Source organism: Microbacterium sp. JZ70 (genome assembly GCF_053903225.1).
Genome location: NZ_CP096405.1, coordinates 1143537 through 1161150 on the forward strand (window position 1 = coordinate 1143537; position 17614 = coordinate 1161150).

Sequence of the window (17614 nt, forward strand, 5' to 3'; positions counted from 1 at the left end):
TTATGGAAGGCAGTGGCGCCGCTTGTTCGTTTGACAGGACAAAGTGACGCGCTATTATGTAAGGACAAAGGCGTCGCTCGCCGGACGAAGGAGTCACCATGGCACATGCACACGCGGAGGGCTCGAGTACGACCCTTCCCCCGCTCGTCGGAGGACCGCACCGGAAGCGGCTCGGCCTGGTCGCGCTCATCGCGACCTTCGGCGGGCTGCTCTTCGGCTACGACACCGGCGTGATCAACGGCGCACTGCGCCCCATGGCCGAGGAGCTCGGCCTGAACGCGTTCACCGAGGGCGTCGCGACCAGCTCGCTCATCTTCGCTGCCGCGATCGGCGCGATGTTCTGCGGGCGGCTCTCGGACGGCTGGGGGCGTCGCAAGACGATCATCCTGCTCGCGGTGCTCTTCTTCGCGGGCACGCTGTTCGTCGTCTTCACGCCCAACCTGCCCGTGCTCGTCATCGGCCGCATCATCCTCGGGCTCGCCGTGGGTGGCGCCTCGACGGTCGTGCCGGTCTTCCTCGCCGAGCTCGCCCCGTACGAGATCCGCGGATCGCTCGCGGGCCGCAACGAGCTCATGATCGTGACCGGGCAGCTGGCCGCCTTCGTGGTCAACGCGATCATCGGCAACACCCTCGGGCACCTCGACGGCGTGTGGCGCATCATGTTCGCGATCTGCGCCCTGCCGGCGATCGCGCTGTTCTTCGGCATGCTGCGGATGCCAGAGTCGCCCCGCTGGCTCATCGAGAAGGGCGACCGTGCGGGCGCGCTCGCGGTGCTCAAGAGCGTCCGCTCGGAGGACCGCGCCCTGGCAGAGCTCGCCGAGCTCGAGAAGGTCGCCGACGAGGAGAAGCAGGAGAGCCAGCTCGGATGGCGCGCGATCCTCGGCAACCGCAACCTCACGCGCATCCTCCTCGTGGGCATCGGCCTCGGCGTCGCCCAGCAGCTGACCGGCATCAACTCGATCATGTACTTCGGCCAGACGGTGCTCATCGAGTCGGGCTTCGACGAGAGCGCGGCGCTCATCGCCAACATCGCCCCGGGCGTCATCGCGGTGGTCGGCGGCGTCATCGCCCTCGCCATGATGGACCGGCTCGACCGTCGGAAGACGTTCGCGATCGGCCTCACCCTCACGACGTCGTGCCACCTGCTCATCGGCGTCGCGTCGACCGTGCTCGAGGTCGGCAACCCCCTGCGCCCGTGGGTCATCCTCTTCCTCGTGGTCGCCTTCGTCGGCTCGATGCAGACGTTCCTCAACATCGCGGTGTGGGTGTACCTGTCCGAGATCTTCCCGCTGCACATGCGCGGCGTCGGCATGGGCATCTCGGTCTTCATGCTGTGGGTCGTGAACGGCGTCCTGTCGCTGTACTTCCTCTCGCTCGTCGAGGCGGTCGGCATCACCGGCACGTTCTTCCTCTTCGCCGCGGTCGGGGCGCTCGCCCTCCTCTTCGTCCTCACCCAGGTGCCGGAGACGCGAGGCCGCACGCTCGAGGCGCTCGAGGAGGACGTCACGACCGGCGCGATCTACACCGTCTCGAAGTCGGCCGCACGCCGCCGCTGACTCCGCGCGCCCGCAGGCCCGGCCCCCGCGAACGGCGCCGGGCCTGCGGCGTTCGCGGTGTCAGCAGCCGCAGGAGGCGCCGACGACGAGGTGCGGAGGCATGATGCGATGCACGGGCTCGCCGGTGTGGTCGAGCAGGGCCTCGACGGCGGCGGCGGCCATCTCCGTGAGCGGCTGCGCGACGGAGGTGAGCGTCGGCCAGCTGTAGGCGGCGTCGACGGACCCGTCGAACGACACGATCGCGAGATCCTCGGGCACGCGCACGCCCGCCTCGTGCGCGGCCTTGAGCACGCCGCGGCCCATCTGGTCGGAGCTCACGAAGAGCGCGCGCGGCACGCGCCCGCGCTGCAGCAGGCGCCGCATCGCCTCGTACCCGCCGTCGGGCGAGAAGGCGCCGCGCGCGATGGGGCCCGGCTCGAGCCCGAGCTCCTCGAGCGTCTCGCGCCATCCGATCTCGCGGCCGTCCTCCTCGTCGCCCGACGTGCGCCCGATCGCGAGGCCGATCTCCTCGTAGCCATGTCCCGCCAGGTGCTCGACCGCGAGGCGCGCGCCCTGCACGAGGTCGACGCCGATCGAGTTGCGGGCGGGCACGCCCGCGCTGTGGTTGAGGAGGACGACGGGGATGTTCGAGTGCTCGAGTCCGCGCAGGTCGGGCTCGAAGACGTTGCTGCACAGGAAGATGCCGTCGACGAGCCGCGTCGTGAGGTGCTCGAGGTGCCGTCGCTCCGACTCGATGGATCCGTCGGAGCTCGACGTGAGAAGCAGGTAGCCGCGCCGCGCCGCCGCGAGCTCGACCTCGTGCGCGAGCTGCGCGAAGTACGGATTGATCGACGTGGGCACGACCATCCCGAGCATCTCGGTCGATCCGAGCCGGAGCGCACGCGCCGAGGGGTTGGGCCGGTAGCCGAGCTTCTCGATGGCGTCGCGCACGCGCGCCTCGGTGTCGGGGGACACCTTCTTGGTGCCGTTCACCACGTAGCTGACGACCGCGGGGCTCACTCCCGCGAGCCGGGCGACGTCGTTGCGCGTCGCCCGGCTCGCAGAAGCGGACGTCGAGCGCGGCACGTCAGCCATCCTAACGAGCGAGCACCTGGCCATCCGGGGCGTCGGCCGCGACCGGGGCATCGCCGAAGTCGCGGATGGCGAGGCGCTCCCCGCCGCGGAGCGCGGACTGGTGCGCGACGATGCCGGGCAGCGTGTACCGCGCGGCCTCCCATGCGTTGACCGGCGGCAGCGTGCGGTTCGCGACGGCGACGGCGAAGTCGTCGACGAGGAAGTGGTGGCTGCCCTCGTGCCCGGTCGGCTGGCCGCGCAGCTCGACCGGAAGCCGCTCGGCATCGTGGACGCGCGCGAGCCCCGAGATGAAGGCGTCCCGCAGGGCGGGATCGACGTCGGCGAGCGACGGGTCGTCGGGCGACATGCTGGGCTTCGTCTCGAGGAGCTCCGTGACGTCGGAGAAGCCCTGCTTGTCCTGCCACACGGCCGTCTCGACGAGCTGCTCGAAGCTCGCCTCCGTGCCGAAGTAGCGGAAGCGCGACTCGCGCAGGTGCGACGGGTAGCCGACCCGCCGGAACTCGTTGATGCGCATGCTGCCGCCGCCGGCGAGCTCGAACAGCGCCGTGGCGTTCGAGAAGTCGTTGTCGAACATGCTGACCTCGCGATCGAAGACGCCGTCCCCTCGGTCGTCGCGCACGCCGATGCAGCTCACACTGACGGCGCGGCCGCCGATCGCGCCCAGCACGCCGCCGACCGAGTGCGTCGGGTAGAGCATGGGCGGGTAGCTCGCGGTGCGCTTCCATTCCGCGCCGCCGCTGAACTGGTACGCGGCGTAGAAGCCGAGGTCCATGTCGTGGACGTAGTCGCCCTCCGCGTAGAAGATGCGGCCGAAGGCGCCCTCCGCCGCGCGCTTGCGGGCGTAGACGGTCGCGGGGTTGTAGTAGCTCGTCTCGCCCATCATGTAGGTGAGCCCGGTCTCGCGCACGGCGTCGATGATCGCGGCGATCTCGTCCTCGCTGATCGCCATCGGCACGGCGGAGTACACGTGCTTGCCCGCGCGCAGCGCCTGCACGACGAGCGGCCCGTGCGTCCAGCGCTGCGTGAAGATCGCGACCGCGTCGAGGTCGCTCGCGAGCATCGCGTCGAAGTCGACGAGCGTGCCGGCGAGATGCTCGCGCGCGACGAGCGCCTCCGCGCGCTCGGGGATGGTGTCGGTCACCCACACTTCGGAGATGAGCGGGTGCGCCTGGAACAGCTTCGCGAAGTGCCCGGAGAACTGCCCTGCGCCGACGATGCCGAGGGAGAAAGCCTGAGAGGTCATGCGGGCGAGTCTGCCACGAGGGGGTTACTCGTGTCAATGAATGCAGAGGAGTGAAACTTTCAGCACGGAATCCGTGCTTGCATCGGCATTGGTGACTCGTGTAACTTCGCCGTCATCACCGCTCATCGCCATCACAACGGAGTATGAAGATGACCACGACGACCATCGTCTTCGGACGCCGGCGCGCTCAGCGCGACGGCGGCGTCCGCAGGCGGAGAGGACGCGGCGACCTGCGGATCGCGCTCCTCTTCATCGCGCCGGCGCTCGTCGGCCTGATCGCGTTCTACCTCGTGCCGACCGTGCGGGGCCTGTTCCTCAGCTTCACGCAGTACAGCGTGCTCGACGAGCCGCGGTGGGTCGGCGTCGAGAACTACGCCCGCATCGCGCAGGACCCGCTGTTCTGGAACGCGCTCGGCGTGACGGTCCAGTACGTCCTCATCAACATCGTGCTGCAGACCGCGATCGCCCTCGGCCTCGCGCTGCTCATGCATCGGGTCGCGAAGTCGACGCTCGTGCGCGGACTCCTCCTCATGCCGTACCTCATGGCGAACGTGATCGCGGCTCTCCTGTGGTTCTGGATGCTCGACTACCAGCTCGGCATCGTCAACCAGGTCATCGAGTGGCTCGGCCTGCCGCGGGTCGCGTTCTTCGGCGCGCAGGAGTGGGCCATCCCGACGCAGGCGCTCATCAACACGTGGCGCCACATGGGCTACACGGCCCTCCTGATCTTCGCCGGGCTGCAGGCCATCCCGAACACCGTCTACGAGGCCGCGCACCTCGACGGCGCGAACCCGCTTCAGACCTTCGGGCGCATCACGATGCCGCTCCTGCGCCCCGTTCTCGCGCTCGTCCTCGTGCTCACCGTCACCGGATCGTTCCAGGTGTTCGACACGGTCGCCGTCACGACCCAGGGCGGCCCCGTCAACGCGAGCCGCGTGCTGCAGTTCTACATCTTCCAGAAGGCGTTCACGGAGCTCGAGTTCGGATACGCCTCCGCGCTGGCGATGATCCTCTTCGTCATCCTGGGCATCGTCGCCTTCGTGCAGATGAAGCTCCTCCGCGGCAACGAATCCGACCTGGCGTAAGGGGAGCAGGCCATGACCACCACCACGACCATCGTGACCCGCGGGCGCGGGGCGCGGAAGCCCGTCAGCTGGGGCCTCGTCCTCGGCTGGATCTGCCTCGGCATCGCCATCGCCGTGAGCATCCTGCCGTTCTACTGGGTGCTGCGCACGTCGCTGTCGATGAACAGCGGCCTCGCGGCCAACTCCGCGAGCATCCTCCCCGTCGACGTCAACCTCGGCGCCTTCGCTCGCGTGTTCGGCATGCAGTCCACCGAGGAGGCGCTCGCGCAGGGCGGCTCGGGTGCCGCGATCAACTTCTGGCAGTACCTGCTGAACTCGGTGCTCTTCTCGACGCTCACCACGGCCGGCGCCGTCTTCTTCAGCTCCATGGCCGCCTATGCGTTCTCCCGGCTGCAGTGGAAGCACCGCGACAAGGTCTTCGGCATCTTCCTCGCCACGGTGCTCGTGCCGCCGATCTTCACGGCGCTGCCCAACTTCCTCCTCGTGAAGAACCTCGGGCTGCTCGGGACGATCTTCGGCCTGATCCTGCCCTACGTGTTCATGACGCCGTTCGCGATCTTCTTCATGCGCCAGTTCTTCCTCAACATGTCGCGCGAGGTCGAGGAGGCCGCCATGCTCGACGGCGCCTCGCAGTGGCGCATCTTCATCCAGATCGTGATGCCCAACGCGGCCGCGCCGCTCGCGACCCTCGCCCTGCTGACCTTCATGGGGCAGTGGAACGAGTACTTCTGGCCGCTGCTCGTGTCCGACGAGAGCACGCGCGTGCTCACGGTGGGTCTGGGCACCTTCAAGTCCCAGTCGCCGCAGGGCGCGCCCGACTGGTCCGGCCTCATGGCCGCGACCCTCGTGTCGGCCGTCCCCGTGCTCATCCTGTTCATCGCCTTCGGGAAGCGGATCGTGAACTCCATCGGCTTCAGCGGGGTGAAGTGATCGTGAAAGGACGCAGGAACATGAAGAAGGTCCTTGCCGCCGCTGCGCTCGCCGCGGTCTCGACGTCGGCCCTCGGCGGATGCGCCGCGATCACCGGCGAGGAGGGGGTCATCGACTACTGGCTGTGGGACGCCAACCAGCTCCCGGGCTACCGCCAGTGCGCTGAGGACTTCAACGAGGCGAATCCCGACCTCACGGTCCGCATCACGCAGCTCGGCTGGGACGACTACTGGAGCAAGGTGACCAACGGCATGGTCGCCGAGAACGCGCCGGATGTGTTCACCAACCACCTCTCGAAGTACCCCGACTACCTCCGGTTCGACCAGCTCGTGCCTCTCGACGACGTCGACCTCGACTTCGGCCAGTACGCCGAGGGCCTCGCCGATCTGTGGGTCGGGCAGGACGGGAGCCGCTACGGCGTGCCGAAGGACTGGGACACGATCGCCCTCTTCTACAACCGCGAGATGGTCGAGGAGGCGGGCCTCTCCGACGAGGAGATGGCGGAGCTCACCTGGAACCCCGACGACGGCGGCACGCTCGAGAAGGCCATCGCGCGGCTCACGGTCGACCGCAACGGAGTGCGCGGAGACGAGCCCGGCTTCGACAAGGACCACGTCGCGGTGTACGGCCTGGGCCTCACCGCGTCGGGGGCAGGCATGGGCCAGACCGAGTGGAGCTGGCTCACCGGGACGACCGGCTGGACCCACACGAACGAGAACCCGTGGGGCGACCGCTACAACTACGACGACGAGCGCTTCCAGAGCGCGATCGCGTGGTGGTCTGGCCTCATCGACAAGGGGTACATGCCGCGGCTCGAGACGACGGTCGGCGCCTCGATGCCCGACAACTTCGGAGCCGGCCGTGCGGCGATCAACGCCAACGGATCGTGGATGATCGGCCAGTACGCCGGGTACGACGGGATCGACCTCGGCATCGCCCCCACGCCGATCGGGCCGGAGGGCCACCGGGCATCGATGTTCAACGGCCTCGCCGACTCGATCTGGGTCGGCACGGACGACCTCGAGGGGTCGCGCAAGTGGGTCGAGTACCTCGGCTCGCCCGCCTGCCAGGACGTCGTCGGCGCGCAGGGCGTCGTGTTCCCGGCCATCCTCTCATCGACGGAGAAGGCGGTCGCGGCGTTCGAGGAGCGCGGCATCGACGTCTCGGCGTTCACCGATCACGTCTCGGAGGGCACGACCTTCCTGTTCCCCATCACCTCCGGGGCGGCGCAGGTGGAGGGCATCATGAAGCCCGCCATGGACGCGGTGCTGACCGGGCAGGCAGACGTGTCGTCGCTCACGCAGGCGAACGAGCGCGTCAACGCCCTCTTCGAGGGGGCGGACGACACCAGATGACGAAAGCGAATCGAATGAACCCCATCCATCTGCGCGCCGACGGCGTCAGCGTGCTGCTCTCCTTCCGCTCGGGCGAGGCCGAGATCGTCCACTGGGGTGCCGACCTCGGCGCGCACGTGCCGGATCTCGAGCTGCTCACCGACCCCGTCCCGCATTCGGCGCTCGACGTGCCCGTGATCGCGGGCGTCGTGCCGCAGCCGTCGTCGGGATGGCTCGGACGGCCGGGCCTGCGCGGGAGCCGCATCGACGAGGACGGGCGACCGGGGCGGGACTTCTCGCCGGCTCTGCGCGTCGTCGCGGCGGAGGCGGATGGCGAGACCGCGCGGATCGTGCAGCGAGATGCGAGCGCGGGGCTGGAGGTCGCGACGCGGCTCCGCCTGCACCCGTCCGGGCTGCTCGAGGCGGCGTCCTCGGTGACGAACACGGGCGCGACCCCCTACCAGGTAGACGAGCTCGCCATCCAGCTCCCGGTGCCCGCCGATGCGGGCGAGCTGCTCGACCTCACCGGGCGCTGGTGCCGGGAGAACCACCCGCAGCGGCAGGCCATCCGCCGTGGCACGTGGGTCCGCACGGGGCGGCACGGCCGCACCGGGCACGACTCCTCGCTGCTCGTCGCGGCGGGCACGCCGGGCTTCGGCAACCGCTCGGGCGCCGTGTGGGCAGCGCACTTCGCCTGGTCGGGCGACCACGAGCAGTTCCTCGACGCGCTCGCCGACGGGCGCCAGATGATCGGCGCCGCGGAGCTGCTCGGATCGGGCGAGGTCGTGCTCGCGCCGGGAGAGGCCTACGAGACGCCCGCGCTGTACGCCGCATGGTCGGATCGCGGCCTCGACGGCGTGACGGAGCGGTTCCACCGGTGGTTCCGTGCGCGTCCGCAGCACGTCGAGGTCGACGGCGGTCGCCCGCGGCCGGTCGTGCTCAACACCTGGGAGGCGGTCTACTTCGACCACCGCATCGAGCCGCTCGTCGAGCTCGCCGCGGCGGCCGCCGAGCTCGGCGTCGAGCGCTTCGTGCTCGACGACGGATGGTTCCGCGGGCGCCGCGACGACCGTGCGGGGCTCGGCGACTGGTACGTCGACGAGGGGCTGTGGCCGGATGGCCTCACGCCGCTCATCGAGGCCGTCACGTCGCGGGGCATGGAGTTCGGGCTGTGGGTCGAGCCCGAGATGGTGAACCTCGACTCCGACGTCGCGCGGGAGCATCCCGACTGGATCGTCGGACCCGACGCGCGCTCGCACGACGAGGGCGGGCGCCTGCCCGTCGAATGGCGGCATCAGCACGTCATCGATCTCGTGAACCCCGACGCGTGGCAGTACGTCTACGACCGCATCGACGCCCTCCTCCGCGAGAACGAGATCGCGTACCTCAAGTGGGATCAGAATCGCGACCTGCGCGAGCACGGGCACGATGGGCGCCCGTCCGTGCACGCGCAGACCCTCGCGGTCTACCGCTTGTTCGCGGCGCTCAAGGAGGCTCACCCCCGTGTCGAGATCGAGTCGTGCTCGTCGGGCGGCGCGCGCATCGATCTGGGCGTCCTCGCGCACACCGACCGCGTCTGGGCGTCGGACTGCAACGACGCGCTCGAGCGCCAGACGATCCAGCGCTGGACCCAGGCGGTGCTCCCGCCCGAGCTCGTCGGCGCCCACGTCGGACCCACGCACTCCCACACGACAGGCCGCGTCCACGACATCGGGTTCCGCGTGCTCACGGCCCTCTTCGGGCACTTCGGGATCGAGTGGGACATCCGCGCGGCCTCCGAGCACGAGCGAGCGGTCCTGCGGAAGGGCATCGAGCTGTACAAGCGCTTCCGCGGCCTGATCCACTCGGGGGTCCGCGTCAACGCCGACCTCGTCGAGCCGGCGCTCGCGCTCCACGGCGTCGTCGCGCAGGACCGGGGGGAGGCGCTCTTCACGGCGGTCATGCACCGGACCCCCGTCGCCGAGATGCCCGGCCGGGTGCGACTTCCGGGGCTCGACCCCGACCGGGTCTACCGCGTCGTGCCGCTCCTGCCCACGGCGGAGGACTTCCCGCGCACGACCGAGGGCGACAGCGCGAGCCCCTTCGTGCAGCACCGGGGACCGGGACGGTTCGACGAGGGGCTCACGGCGACGGGGCGCTTCCTCGACGCCGTGGGCGTGACGCTGCCGATCCTGCGCCCCGAGCAGGCGCTGCTCCTGCACGCCGCCGCGGAGTGAGGCGGGCGGACGAGGGGTTGTCTTCCCAGAGACGCATATGAGAGAATGTCAGGACAAAGTCCTCGACCTCTCTCAGGAGTCCGCATGCCCCTCGTCCGCATCGACCACAGCGACGCCCGCACGAATCCCGCCGAGATGGCCGGCGCCGTCCACGACGCCATCGTCTCCGTCTACGGGATCCCCGAGCGCGACCGGTTCCAGGTGATCACCTCGCGCCCCGCGTCGACGATCGTCGCGGAGGATGCCGGGCTCGGCTTCGAGCGGACCGACCCCGTCGTCATCCAGATCTTCACGCAGCGGGGTCGCTCCGTCGATCAGAAGCAGCGCCTGTACGCCGCGATCGCCGCGGCGCTCGAGCCGGTCGGCGTCGCGCCGTCCGACGTCTTCATCGGGTACGTCGAGAACGGGCCGGAGGACTGGAGCTTCGGCTTCGGCCGCGCCCAGTACCTCACGGGAGAGCTCGCCGTCCCGCAGGCGTGACCCCGCGCCCGCCGCCCGGTCCTCGCGGCTAATCTGGTACGAGGAGGTGCGGTGGGACGGAACGCCGATGCGATCGCCGAGGGTCTCGCGATCGCGCATGCCGCCGCGCGGCTCGCGGTGAAGAACAGGATCCTCGTGAGCACGATCTCGCTCGACGAGGCGTTCGACGCGTCCCATTTCCTGCCGGTCGCCCGCGAGACGATCGCGGCGCTCGCCGACGAGTCCGAGCAGGCGGCGCAGGAGATCTCGAAGGCGCGGAAGGCCGCGTGGGGGCGGCACTCGCAGTCGCGCGGCACGCATGACTACCGCGACCGCGACGTGCGCAACCTCCGCCGCCGCGCCAAGCAGTACGTCGGCGTCGCGAAGGCTCTCCGCACGGAGCTCGAAGACGAGGCGCAGCTGCTCGCGCTCGTCGAGCAGTCCCGCGAGGCGGCATGGGGCGACATCGCGTCGACGCTCGACAACCGTCTGCGCGTCGAGGCGATGCGCCCCGACGAGGACCCGGACTACGCCTCGATGCGCGAGGCGCGCATGCAGGCGCTGCGCCTCGTCGACCTGCAGAAGCTCGCTGTCGAGACCAAGGAGCGCCGGTCGGAGGGCGCGTCCGCGGCGGTCGACTGACGCGACGCGCCCGGGCGGCGCGCCCCGATTTGTCCGGTGCTGCGAACGCGTTGTATGCTCATACGGTTGCTTCGGCAGCGGTGAATGCGCCCCTAGCTCAATGGATAGAGCATCTGACTACGGATCAGAAGGTTGGGGGTTCGAGTCCCTCGGGGCGCACCACACGAGAACGGCCCCCGCTTCGGCGGGGGCCGTTCTGCGTTCGGGCGGGATGACCGCGCGTCAAGGGCATCGCCACGGCGGGTGCGCATGCGCTAGGCAGGAGGCATGCGCGAGCGTGAGATCGTCGTGGTGACCGGAGCCTCGGGGCGGATCGGGACGGCCGTCGTGCCGCTTCTGCGTCGGGAGGGGCGCGAGCTCCGTCTCGTCGACACGGCCGAGCCGTCGGCCGCCGAGCCCGGGGAGTGGCGCGACCTCTCGATCGACGACGCGACCGGGCTGCGGGACGCGCTGTCGGATGCGCGAGCGGTCATCCACCTCGCCGGCATCGCATCGGAGGCACCCTGGAGCGACCTCCTGCGCATCAACGTCGACGGCACGCGCATCCTGCTCGAAGCCGCGCGAGACGCGGGCGTCGGCGCCGTGCTCCTCGCGAGCTCCGTGCACGCGGCCGGGTTCCACGTGCCGGATCGCGTCGGCGAGGCGGAGCCCCTCCTGCCGCGACCCGACACCTACTACGGGGTCACGAAGGCGGCGATGGAGGCGCTCGGGAGCCTCTTCAGCGACCGCTTCGGGATGTCGATCGTCAGCGCGCGCATCTGCACCTTCCTCGAGACGCCCGACCCGGGCAGGGCCGCGGCGTCGTGGCTCTCGCCGGGCGACGCCGCCCGCCTCTTCGAGGCCGCGATCGCGCTCGCGGATGGCCGGCATCACATCGTGTGGGGCGTCTCGCGCAACGCGCCGGGATGGTTCCCGCTCGGGGCGGGCGAGGAGATCGGCTACCGCCCGCAGGACGACGCGATGGAGGAGCTGCACCGGCTCGGCGTGTCGGTTCCCGATCCCGATCCGACCGATCCGATCGGAGGGCCCTTCACGCGCCCCGATCATCCGATCGGGACGCGATGGTGAGGGCCGGGGCCCCGCGCAGGGCGCCCGCGGGGAAACGCGCCGACGTTGTTCGCGTACGCCCACCGGCCGTCCACGGCGACGAGGATCCGGATGCGGCGCCCGCGCTCGGCGGCGCGCTGCCCTGCATCCTCTTCACCGTGGTCGGCGCGCTGCTCGTGATCGGCGTCGTCGTGAACACGATCGCCCTCAACGCCATGACCACCTACACGTCGAGCATGGTGCTGCAGGCGGCGGGCGACGGTCTCGCATGACCGCGCGCTCGGGTTCTCCTCAGGGATGTCTCTCAGGTCAGGCTATCCTTACCTGGGCGCTCGGCGCCTGAGGACCCTTCCCCGTGACCACGGGGGCCTCGAAGCAGGAGGAGACCCTCATGGTCGTCACCCGTTCGCGCGCGCTCGCCGGCGCGCTCCTCGTGTCCGCGCTCGCGCTCGCCGGATGCGGCGCGTCGGAGGCCGTCGAGCCCGAGGAGACGGCTGCGGCCGGCGAGGGCCGCACCGCGTACCCGCTCGTCATCGAGAACTGCGGCCACGAGGTCGAGATCGACGCGCCCCCGCAGCGCGTCGTGTCGCTCGACCAGAACTCGACCGAGATCCTCCTCTCGCTCGGCCTCGAGGACCGCATGGTCGGCACGGCGTCGTGGACGGATCCGGTCCTGGAGTCGCTCGCCGCCGCGAACGAGACCGTGCCGCGGCTCGCCGACAACGCGCCCACCTACGAGGTGCTCCTGGGCGCCGACCCCGACTTCGTGACCGCGTCGTTCGGGCGTCACTACACCGAGGGCGGCGTCGTGACCCGCGACCGCCTCGACGAGACCGGCGTCGCGTCGTACCTGTCGCCCACCGACTGCGATGAGGGCGAGAGCGTGAACGGCGGCGGAGCGCGCACGCAGCCCCTCACCGTCGACGCGCTGTACCAGGAGATCCGCGAGCTCGCCGAGATCTTCGACGTCGCCGAGCGCGGGGAGGCGCTCGTGGCCGACCTCCAGGAGCGCGCTGCGGCCGCGGTCGAGGGCGTCGACTTCGGGGGCCAGACCGTCGTGTTCTGGTTCGCCGACACGAAGACGCCCTACATCGCGGGCGGGCTCGGCTCCGCGTCGATGCTGGCCGACCTCACCGGCATGGAGAACGCGTTCGCCGACGAGGTCGACGACTGGCCGGCGGTCGGCTGGGAGTCGGTCGTCGACGCCGACCCCGACCTGTTCGTGCTCGGCGACCTGCAGCGCGACCGCTTCCCCGGCGACCGCCTGGACGACAAGGTCGCCTTCCTCACGGGAGACCCCCTCACGCAGACGCTCGGCGCCGTCCAGGACGAGCGGTTCATCGCGCTGCACGGCGCGGAGATGAACCCGTCCATCCGCTTCGTCGACGGCCTCGAGAAGATCCGGGCGTGGTGGGCCGCGAACCAGGACGCCCGATGACGGCGGCCGCGACGGCAGACGCGCCGACCGTCGTGCGCCCCGCGCGCGGGACCCGGTCGCGCGGGCTCGTCGTCGCGGCTCTCGCGCTCGCGGGGCTCGGGCTCGTCGTGCTCTCGGTGGGCGTCGCGGTGACGCTCGGCCCCGCCGACGTCTCGCTCGTGAACGTCCGCGACATCATCCTCAACCATCTCGGTCTCGCCGAGATCCCCGTGCGCGCGTCGGAGGACGCCATCGTGTGGGAGGAGCGCCTGCCGCGCGCCCTCGTCGCGGCCGCGTGCGGCGTGGGGCTCGGGCTGAGCGGCGCGATCCTCCAGTCCCTCCTGCGCAATCCGCTGGCCGACCCGTTCGTGCTCGGCGTCTCGTCGGGGGCGTCGACGGGGGCGGTCGCGATCGGCGTGCTCGGCGTCGGCGGCGGTGCCCTCGGCCTGTCGGGCGGTGCGTTCGCGGGCGCGCTCCTCGCCTTCGGCCTCGTGCTGCTCCTCGCGCGCTTCTCGAGCGGCGGCACCTCGGGCGTGATCCTCGCGGGCGTCGCGAGCACCCAGCTCTTCTCGGCGCTCACCTCCCTCATCGTCTTCGCGTTCGCGGACTCCGATGAGACGCGCGGGGTCATGTTCTGGCTCCTCGGGTCGCTCGAGGGCATGCGCTGGGACGACGTCGCCCTGTGCGCCGCCGCGGTGCTCGTCGGGCTCGTCATCTGCCTCGGCTCGGCGCGCGCCCTCGACGCGTTCGCGTTCGGCGAGGATGTCGCCGCCTCGCTCGGCGTGCACGTCGCCCGCACGCGGGGGCTGCTGCTCGTCATGACCGCGCTGCTCACCGCGACCCTGGTGAGCGTCGCGGGCGCGATCGGGTTCGTGGGCCTCGTGCTGCCGCACGCGGCGCGCCTGCTGTTCGGGCAGCGGCACTCGCGCGTGATCCCGGCCACGGCCATCCTCGGCGCGGTCTTCATGGTGTGGGTCGACGCCGGCTCGCGCGTCGCGTTCGCGCCGACCCCGCTGCCGGTGGGCGTCGGCACGGCGATCGTGGGCGTCCCGGTGTTCGTGCTCCTGCTGCTGCGACGGAGGGGGCGCGCATGACGCTCGAGGCGGAGCGGGTCTCCTGGCGGCGCGGCGGCGCCCTCGTCGTCGACGGCGTCAGCCTGCGGCCAGAGCCCGGTCAGACGATCGGCCTGCTCGGCCCGAACGGCTCGGGCAAGTCGTCGCTCCTGCGTCTGCTGCAGGGGCTCGCCCGACCCGACGCGGGGCGCGTCACCCTCGACGGCGCCGACCTCTCGCAGCTGCGGCGCCGGGAGGTGGCCCGCGCGATCGCGACCGTGACGCAGCACGCCGAGACCGATGCCGACATCGTCGTGCGCGATGTCGTGCGGCTCGGCCGCACGCCGCACCGCCCGCTGCTCGGCGGTGAGACGGCGCACGACGAGCGGGCGATCGCCGACGCGCTCGAGCGGGTGGGCCTCGCCGACAAGGCCGATCGGCTGTGGCACGCGCTCTCGGGCGGCGAGCGTCAGCGTGCGCACATCGCGCGGGCGCTCGCCCAGGAGCCCCGCGAGCTGCTGCTCGACGAGCCGACGAACCACCTCGACATCCGCCACCAGCTCGAGCTGCTCGCGCTCGTCGCGGCGCTCCCGGTCACCGCGATCGTCGCGCTGCACGACCTCAACCTCGCCGCGATGTTCTGCGACGCCGTGCTCGTGCTGCGCGAGGGGCGCGTCGTGGCGGCGGGCGGTCCTGCCGAGGTGCTCACGCCCGAGCTCATCGCCGACGTCTACGGCGTGCGCGCCGACGTGTCGCGCGACCCGGAGACGGGCCGCGCGACGGTGCTGTTCCGGCCGGGAGCGCCCGCGCCGGTCGGCTGAGCGCTCCCGCTCGTCAGCGCGTCTCGCGGACCGCCTCGGCGGCGCGCCACTCCTCCCAGCCGGCGTCGCCGGCCATGAAGCGCTCGATCTCGTCCTGGGAGGCCTCGAGCTTCGGGTCGTGCTTCAGGTACGCGCGCGTCTCGCGGGCGACGAGGCCGGAGAGCACGAGCAGGCCGATGAGGTTCGGCAGCGCCATGAGCCCGTTCATCACGTCGGAGAACGACCAGACGACGCTGAGCTCGGTCGTGCAGCCGACGAAGACGATGAGCGAGAAGACGACGCGGAACGGCAGCACGGCACGTCGGCCGAGCAGCTTCTCGATGCAGCGCTCGCCGTAGTACGACCAGCCGAGCACCGTCGAGAACGCGAACATGACGAGCGCGAGCGTGACGACCCAGTGCCCCCACTCGCCGGGCAGGCCGTGGGTGAACGCCTCGCCGGTCATGACCGACGGATCGATCTGGGCGCCCGCCTCGTCCGTGAACGTGTAGGCGCCGGTCGTGACGATCACGAGGCCCGTCATCGACACGACGATGATCGTGTCGATGAACGTCTGCGTCATCGACACGAGGCCCTGGCGCACCGGGTGGCTCGTCTGCGCGGCCGCCGCGGCGATCGCCGCCGACCCCATGCCGGACTCGTTCGAGAAGATGCCGCGCGCGACGCCGAACTGGATGGCGATGATGAGCACCGACCCCGCGAAGCCGCCCGCCGCCGCGCTGCCCGTGAAGGCGTCGCGGAAGATCGTCGCGAAGGCGGCGGGCACCTCGCCGATGTTGGCGATGAGGATGTAGATCGCGCCGAGCACGTAGAACACGATCATGATCGGCACGAAGCCCGCGGTCACGCGGCCGATCGACTTGATGCCGCCCACGAGCACCGCGAGCGCGATGATCGTCAGCACGACGCCGGTGACCCAGGTCGGGATCGAGAAGCTGCTCTCGAGGTTCGCCGCGACCGAGTTGCCCTGCGTCATGTTGCCGATGCCGAAGCTCGCGAAGATCGCGAAGATCGTGAACGCCAGTGCGAGCACCTTGCCGACCGGCCCGCGGATTCCCCGCTCGAGATACTGCTGCGGGCCGCCGTTGCGCTCGCCGGCCGCATCGGTCGTGCGGAAGCGCACGCCGAGGAACGCCTCGGTGTACTTCGACGCCATGCCCAGCAGGCCCGTGATCCACATCCAGAACAGGGCGCCGGGGCCGCCGATCGCGATGGCCGTCGCGACGCCGACGATGTTGCCCGTGCCGACCGTGGCGGCGAGCGCGGTCGTGAGCGCCTGGAACTGCGAGATGTCGCCTTCCGCGCCGGCGTCCTTGCGGCGCCAGAGGCCGAGGCGGAGGGCGGGGCCCAGGCGGAGGAACTGGATGCCGCCGAGCCGGATGGTGAGGTAGAGCCCGGTCCCGAGGAGGAGCGGGATGAGCAGCCACGGGCCCCAGATGATGGCGCCGAGCTGATCGAGGAACGCCTGGATCGTGTCGAGCATTCGTGTGCCTTCCTGCCATGCGCGCCTCGTCGCGCGCTCTCCGTCGGAGGCGCGGGTGGCGCTCCTCCGCGTGATTCTAGGAGGAGAGCGCTCCCGCCCAGGCGAGGAACGCCTGCTGCGTGTCGGCGCCGAAGGAGTGCGGGCGATCGGCCCACGCCGTGTGCAGAGCGTGCTCGGCGCCCGCTCGGCGGTAGTGCGCGCGCAGACGCGCCTCGGCGTCGAGCATGCCGCGCAGGGGGAAGAGCGCGTCGCGGCGGGCGAAGCCGACGAACAGCGGACGCGGTGCGCGTGCGGCCGCGATGTCGGGCCATTCGCCGACCCGCGCCATCCCCGGGTTCATGAGCATCCACGTGTGGCGCTGGATGTACCCGTCGAGCATCGCATCGAAGGTCGCCATCATCGCGACGACCGCCGTCGCGCGCACGACCCGTTCGTCGAGCGCGCCGGCCAGGGCCGCACGGGCGCCGCCGCCCGACAGTCCCACGAGGACGACGCCGCCGGGGCGCACGTCCGCCCGGGCCGCGAGCACGCGCGCGGCGATGAGGTCGTCGCGCGCCACGAGGCCGCCCCACGACGTCCCGAGGACGCCCAGGATCTTGGCGACCGCGTCCTCGTTCGGGCTCGCGTGCAGGTCGTAGCGCTCCGCATCGTCGAGCGCGCCGCCCCGCGCGGCGATCGCGTCGGCGGCTGCCCGCAGGGTGCGCTCGGGCATGTCCTCCCGGCGCATCCGGCGGCTGCCCCAGCCGAACGCGTCGTGCGCGAGCACGGCGAAGCCGGCGCGGGCGAACGCGTTGGCCACGGCGACGCCGTCGTACGCCTCGGCGCGGAACGCCGCCACCCGCGGCTCGTCCACGGGGCCGTCGGCGATCTTCTCCTTCCCGTGGAACTTCATCCCGCCGTGGCAGTGCAGCGCCACGATGCCCGGGAGCGGCGCGCGCTCGCCGGCCGGGCGCAGGAGCCAGGCGCGGGTGTCGGGTCCGAACCCCGTGCTCCAGCGCAGGGCCAGGCCGTCGACGCCGTCGCGCGTCCAGGTGCCCTCCTCGACGACGGGGGTCGTGTCGGGCACGGGCGGCACGCCGAGCGCCGCCGCGAGGCGGGCGGGGACGGCGCCGAGATCCACCTCCTCGGGCCGCGCGGTGAAGGGCTGGCCGAGGAGCGCATCGAGCCCCTCGAGCCCCCGGAGATCGCGGCGGGTCATGTTCGTCCTTCCCCTGGCGTCGTGCAGCACCCTACGATGGATTGAGAGTAACCGGTT

Annotated in this window: 15 protein-coding genes and 1 tRNA gene; 12 read left to right on the top strand and 4 right to left on the bottom strand. The window is 71.2% G+C overall.

Annotated elements, in window-relative coordinates:
• Positions 1-98 precede the first annotated feature (98 nt).
• Positions 99-1556 carry a sugar porter family MFS transporter gene (locus M1D46_RS05170; RefSeq protein WP_282979050.1) on the top strand — a complete coding sequence of 486 codons (1458 nt, stop codon included), beginning with the start codon at positions 99-101 and terminating at the stop codon, positions 1554-1556.
• 60 nt (positions 1557-1616) lie between these two features.
• On the opposite strand, the gene M1D46_RS05175 is transcribed toward M1D46_RS05170, so the two are convergent.
• Entirely contained in the window at positions 1617-2630 is a 1014-nt protein-coding gene (locus tag M1D46_RS05175; RefSeq protein WP_282979049.1) for a LacI family DNA-binding transcriptional regulator, read from the bottom strand.
• A 1-nt stretch (position 2631) separates the two neighbouring features.
• A complete protein-coding gene (locus M1D46_RS05180; RefSeq protein WP_324012560.1) occupies positions 2632-3873 on the bottom strand; it encodes a Gfo/Idh/MocA family protein in 1242 nt (413 codons plus the stop codon).
• Between the two features lie 149 nt (positions 3874-4022).
• Between M1D46_RS05180 and M1D46_RS05185 the strand changes: the two genes are divergently transcribed.
• From M1D46_RS05185 to M1D46_RS05235, 11 genes are all read left to right on the top strand, one after another.
• The gene (locus M1D46_RS05185) at positions 4023-4958 is read left to right on the top strand and encodes a carbohydrate ABC transporter permease (protein WP_456286827.1); all 936 of its coding nucleotides are present in this window, start codon (positions 4023-4025) and stop codon (positions 4956-4958) included.
• A gap of 12 nt (positions 4959-4970) precedes the next feature.
• A complete protein-coding gene (locus tag M1D46_RS05190) occupies positions 4971-5888 on the top strand; it encodes a carbohydrate ABC transporter permease (protein WP_324012557.1) in 918 nt (305 codons plus the stop codon).
• Between the two features lie 20 nt (positions 5889-5908).
• Positions 5909-7243 (top strand): ABC transporter substrate-binding protein, encoded by a 1335-nt coding sequence (locus M1D46_RS05195; protein ID WP_456286829.1) that lies wholly within the window; start codon positions 5909-5911, stop codon positions 7241-7243.
• A 14-nt stretch (positions 7244-7257) separates the two neighbouring features.
• Positions 7258-9438 (top strand): alpha-galactosidase, encoded by a 2181-nt coding sequence (locus M1D46_RS05200; protein WP_456286830.1) that lies wholly within the window; start codon positions 7258-7260, stop codon positions 9436-9438.
• 84 nt (positions 9439-9522) lie between these two features.
• On the top strand, positions 9523-9918 hold the full coding sequence (locus M1D46_RS05205; RefSeq protein WP_456286831.1) for a tautomerase family protein: 396 nt from the start codon (positions 9523-9525) through the stop codon (positions 9916-9918).
• A gap of 51 nt (positions 9919-9969) precedes the next feature.
• Positions 9970-10539, top strand: coding sequence for an asparagine synthase (locus M1D46_RS05210; protein ID WP_271173185.1), 570 nt, complete (start codon positions 9970-9972; stop codon positions 10537-10539).
• Positions 10540-10625: 86 nt separating this feature from the next.
• Positions 10626-10701: transfer RNA gene (locus tag M1D46_RS05215), tRNA-Arg, on the top strand.
• Between the two features lie 105 nt (positions 10702-10806).
• Entirely contained in the window at positions 10807-11607 is an 801-nt protein-coding gene (locus tag M1D46_RS05220) for an NAD-dependent epimerase/dehydratase family protein (RefSeq protein ID WP_456286832.1), read from the top strand.
• A 334-nt stretch (positions 11608-11941) separates the two neighbouring features.
• Entirely contained in the window at positions 11942-13024 is a 1083-nt protein-coding gene (locus M1D46_RS05225) for an ABC transporter substrate-binding protein (RefSeq protein ID WP_456286833.1), read from the top strand.
• Positions 13021-14097: a FecCD family ABC transporter permease gene (locus M1D46_RS05230; RefSeq protein WP_456286834.1), complete on the top strand. Its 1077-nt coding sequence runs from the start codon at positions 13021-13023 to the stop codon at positions 14095-14097. Before M1D46_RS05225 ends, M1D46_RS05230 begins: the two co-directional genes overlap by 4 nt.
• Positions 14094-14876 carry an ABC transporter ATP-binding protein gene (locus M1D46_RS05235; RefSeq protein WP_456284613.1) on the top strand — a complete coding sequence of 261 codons (783 nt, stop codon included), beginning with the start codon at positions 14094-14096 and terminating at the stop codon, positions 14874-14876. The genes M1D46_RS05230 and M1D46_RS05235 overlap by 4 nt, the downstream gene beginning before the upstream one ends.
• 13 nt (positions 14877-14889) lie before the next feature.
• On the opposite strand, the gene M1D46_RS05240 is transcribed toward M1D46_RS05235, so the two are convergent.
• Positions 14890-16359, bottom strand: a complete 1470-nt coding sequence (locus tag M1D46_RS05240; RefSeq protein ID WP_282979040.1) for an alanine/glycine:cation symporter family protein — start codon at positions 16357-16359, stop codon at positions 14890-14892.
• A 76-nt stretch (positions 16360-16435) separates the two neighbouring features.
• Positions 16436-17557 carry an acetylesterase gene (locus M1D46_RS05245; protein WP_456286835.1) on the bottom strand — a complete coding sequence of 374 codons (1122 nt, stop codon included), beginning with the start codon at positions 17555-17557 and terminating at the stop codon, positions 16436-16438.
• Positions 17558-17614: the final 57 nt, after the last annotated feature.

Coding starts and splice junctions, on each gene's coding strand:
- M1D46_RS05170 (WP_282979050.1), top strand. CDS start 99: ATGGCACATGCACACGCGGAGGGCTCGAGTACGACCCTTCCCCCGCTC.
- M1D46_RS05200 (WP_456286830.1), top strand. CDS start 7,258: ATGAACCCCATCCATCTGCGCGCCGACGGCGTCAGCGTGCTGCTCTCC.
- M1D46_RS05175 (WP_282979049.1), bottom strand. CDS start 2,630: ATGGCTGACGTGCCGCGCTCGACGTCCGCTTCTGCGAGCCGGGCGACG.
- M1D46_RS05220 (WP_456286832.1), top strand. CDS start 10,807: ATGCGCGAGCGTGAGATCGTCGTGGTGACCGGAGCCTCGGGGCGGATC.
- M1D46_RS05190 (WP_324012557.1), top strand. CDS start 4,971: ATGACCACCACCACGACCATCGTGACCCGCGGGCGCGGGGCGCGGAAG.
- M1D46_RS05235 (WP_456284613.1), top strand. CDS start 14,094: ATGACGCTCGAGGCGGAGCGGGTCTCCTGGCGGCGCGGCGGCGCCCTC.
- M1D46_RS05240 (WP_282979040.1), bottom strand. CDS start 16,359: ATGCTCGACACGATCCAGGCGTTCCTCGATCAGCTCGGCGCCATCATC.
- M1D46_RS05205 (WP_456286831.1), top strand. CDS start 9,523: ATGCCCCTCGTCCGCATCGACCACAGCGACGCCCGCACGAATCCCGCC.
- M1D46_RS05245 (WP_456286835.1), bottom strand. CDS start 17,557: ATGACCCGCCGCGATCTCCGGGGGCTCGAGGGGCTCGATGCGCTCCTC.
- M1D46_RS05230 (WP_456286834.1), top strand. CDS start 13,021: ATGACGGCGGCCGCGACGGCAGACGCGCCGACCGTCGTGCGCCCCGCG.
- M1D46_RS05185 (WP_456286827.1), top strand. CDS start 4,023: ATGACCACGACGACCATCGTCTTCGGACGCCGGCGCGCTCAGCGCGAC.
- M1D46_RS05195 (WP_456286829.1), top strand. CDS start 5,909: ATGAAGAAGGTCCTTGCCGCCGCTGCGCTCGCCGCGGTCTCGACGTCG.
- M1D46_RS05180 (WP_324012560.1), bottom strand. CDS start 3,873: ATGACCTCTCAGGCTTTCTCCCTCGGCATCGTCGGCGCAGGGCAGTTC.